Below are 2,931 nucleotides of genomic sequence, written 5' to 3'. Positions count from 1 at the left end.
CCGCGCCGCGCGGGTCTCGCGGGGGTGAGGGGCTCCGCTGTTGTTCCCGCCCCCATCGGGCGGGGGCTCGCGCGCGCCGGCCCTCGCGCTCTAGCCGCTCCCGGCGGGGGCGTTGTGGGCGCCCCCGCGAGGGGGTGTCGGTCATGGAGTGTCTCCGGATCTGTCGCGACTCATTCGAGCGGAAATCCGCCCTCGAACGATTGCCGCAGGAACTCGGTGAAGCGCGTGACGGCGCGTGGCACGTGCGCGCCGTACGGGCGCACGACATGCAGTTGCGACGCATACGCGCCCACCGGCCGCCAGTTGGGCAGGAGTACGACGAGTTTGCGCCCCTGCAGCGCGCTCTGGGCGCTGAAATCGGGCAGGAGCGCGATGCCCAGGTGTTCGAGCGCGGCGTCGCGCAAGGCTTCGCTGTTGTTGGCCGAGACCGGGCCGTTCACGGTCACGCTGACGCGGGTGTTCTCGGCGCGGCGGCCCGGTTTCTCGAACGACCAGACGCCGGGGCCCGGCGTGCGCGGATAGTAGAGGCAGTCGTGTGCCGCGAGATCGGCCGGCGTGTGCGGCGTGCCGCGCCTTCGGAGGTAGGCCGGCGTGGCGGCAATGACGGAGTGCGTGTCGCAGAGCTTGAAGGCCACGTGCGTTTCCGGCACTTGCGCGCTATGACGGATCGCGAGGTCGAAGCCTTCGGTCGCGATCGAGGTGAGCCGGTCGGAAAGCTCCAGTTGCACGCGTACCTCGGGATTCGCGCGCACGAATTGCGCGAGGCGCGGCACGAGCTGCTGGCGCGCGAACGCGACGGGCGCCGTGACGCGCACGGTGCCGCGCACCACGTCGGCCATCTCGCGCACGTTCGCGAAGCTCGCGGCGATGCGTTCGAATTCCGCGCGCGTTTCCTCCACGAGTTGCCGCCCCGCCTCGGTAAAGCGCACGCTGCGCGTGGTGCGCTGCACCAGTGCGACACCCGCCGCGCGCTCCAGCTCCGCAATGCGCTGGCTCATGGCCGCCTTGCTCACGCCGAGGCGTGCCGCCGCCGCCGTGTAGCTGCCTTGCTCCGCGAGCACGCTGAGCCAGTGCAGATGCGCCCAGAGCGCCTCGATCTTCTGCGTGTCCATGCCGATGATTCCCGCCGAACGTCTCCTGATCAGGGTCCGATCATAGCACCGCGCCGACCCATCTTTCACCATTCGCGTTGCGGATTGTTCGCCATCGAAAACAATCAATTCAGCCGCCGTGGCTTTGCAGGGCCGGGCGGTCTACGTACACTGGGTCCCATCGAACAACCCGCAAGGAGATGACATGCAGGCCTATACCGATAGCGCAGACGTGGTTCACTACATTGGCGGCAAGACTGTACGCGGCGCCGGCGACCGCACCCAGGCGGTCTTCAATCCCGCGACCGGTACCGCCGCCCGCCGCCTCGTGCTGGGCGAGCTGGCCGACGTGGATGCCGCCGTGGCTAGCGCGAAAGCCGCGTTCCCGGGTTGGAGCAACACGCCGCCCATCCGCCGTGCGCGCGTCATGCTGCGCTTTCTGGAGTTGATGAACCGCCACAAGGACGAACTCGCCGCCATCATCACGGCCGAGCATGGCAAGGTATTTGCCGACTCGCAGGGCGAGGTTGCGCGCGGTATCGACGTCATCGAATTTGCTTGCGGGATTCCGCAACTGCTCAAGGGCGACTACACGGAGCAGGTTTCGACGGGCATGGACAACTGGACCGTGCGCCAGCCGCTGGGCGTGGTGGCCGGCATCACGCCGTTCAACTTTCCCTGCATGGTGCCGTGCTGGATGTTCCCGGTTGCGCTGGCTGCCGGCTGCACGTTCATCCTCAAGCCGAGCGAGCGCGACCCGTCGGCGTCGCTCTTCATGGCGCGTCTGCTCAAGGAAGCGGGCCTGCCGGACGGCGTGTTCAACGTCGTGCAGGGCGACAAGGTCGTGGTCGACGCGCTGCTCGCGCACCGCGACGTGAAGGCGGTGAGCTTCGTGGGCTCGACGCCGATCGCGAACTATATCTACGAGACCGGCGCGAAGCACGGCAAGCGCGTCCAGGCGCTGGGTGGCGCGAAGAACCATATGGTCGTGATGCCCGACGCCGACCTCGACCAGGCCGTGGACGCGCTGATCGGCGCAGGCTACGGTTCGGCGGGCGAGCGCTGCATGGCGATCTCGGTGGCGGTGCTGGTGGGCGACGTGGCCGACAAGATCGTGCCGCGTCTGGCCGAGCGCGCGAAGAGCCTCGTCGTCAAGAACGGCATGGAAGCGGATGCCGAAATGGGGCCGGTGGTGACGCAGCAGGCGCTGGAACGCATCGAGGGCTACATCGCAACCGGCGTCGAAGAGGGCGCGACGCTCGTGGTGGACGGCCGCGGCCTGAAGGTGCCGGGGCACGAGAGCGGCTTCTTCACGGGCGGTACGCTGTTCGACAACGTCACGCCCGAAATGCGCATCTACAAGGAAGAAATCTTTGGCCCGGTGCTGGCGTGCGTGCGCGTGAAGGACTTTGCCGAGGCCGTGCAACTGATCAACGACCACGAGTTCGGCAACGGCGTGGCCTGTTTCACGCGTGACGGCCACGTGGCGCGCGAGTTCGGCCGCCAGATCGAGGTGGGCATGGTGGGCATCAACGTGCCGATTCCGGTGCCGATGGCTTGGCACGGCTTCGGCGGCTGGAAGCGCAGCCTGTTCGGCGACATGCACGCCTACGGCGAGGAAGGCGTGCGCTTCTACACGAAGCAGAAGTCGATCATGCAGCGCTGGCCGGAAAGCACCGAAAAGGGCGCCGAATTCACGATGCCCGTTGCGAAGTAACGAAGCCGCGTAACCACGCAGTCGCAGTCATTGTGCCGCGAGCGCCGGTTTTTAAGGGTGACCCCGGCCTTTGCTATGCGGGCCCCGGCCAAGAAGCGCGCAGGCCGCATACGGACGTTAGGG

At 67.6% G+C, this 2,931-nt stretch carries 2 protein-coding genes; one reads left to right on the top strand and one right to left on the bottom strand.

Annotation, left to right across the window (positions count from 1 at the left end; translation table 11 throughout):
* Positions 1-170: 170 nt before the first annotated feature.
* Complete coding sequence (locus V8683_RS31205; protein ID WP_411192306.1) at positions 171-1,112, bottom strand: LysR family transcriptional regulator; 942 nt, start codon at positions 1,110-1,112, stop codon at positions 171-173.
* 184 nt (positions 1,113-1,296) lie between these two features.
* Between V8683_RS31205 and V8683_RS31200 the strand changes: the two genes are divergently transcribed.
* Positions 1,297-2,808 carry a CoA-acylating methylmalonate-semialdehyde dehydrogenase gene (locus tag V8683_RS31200; protein WP_411192307.1) on the top strand — a complete coding sequence of 504 codons (1,512 nt, stop codon included), beginning with the start codon at positions 1,297-1,299 and terminating at the stop codon, positions 2,806-2,808.
* Positions 2,809-2,931: the final 123 nt, after the last annotated feature.

The organism is Paraburkholderia sp. AV2 (assembly GCF_054968425.1).
This window is presented reverse-complemented; position numbering and strand designations above follow the sequence as displayed.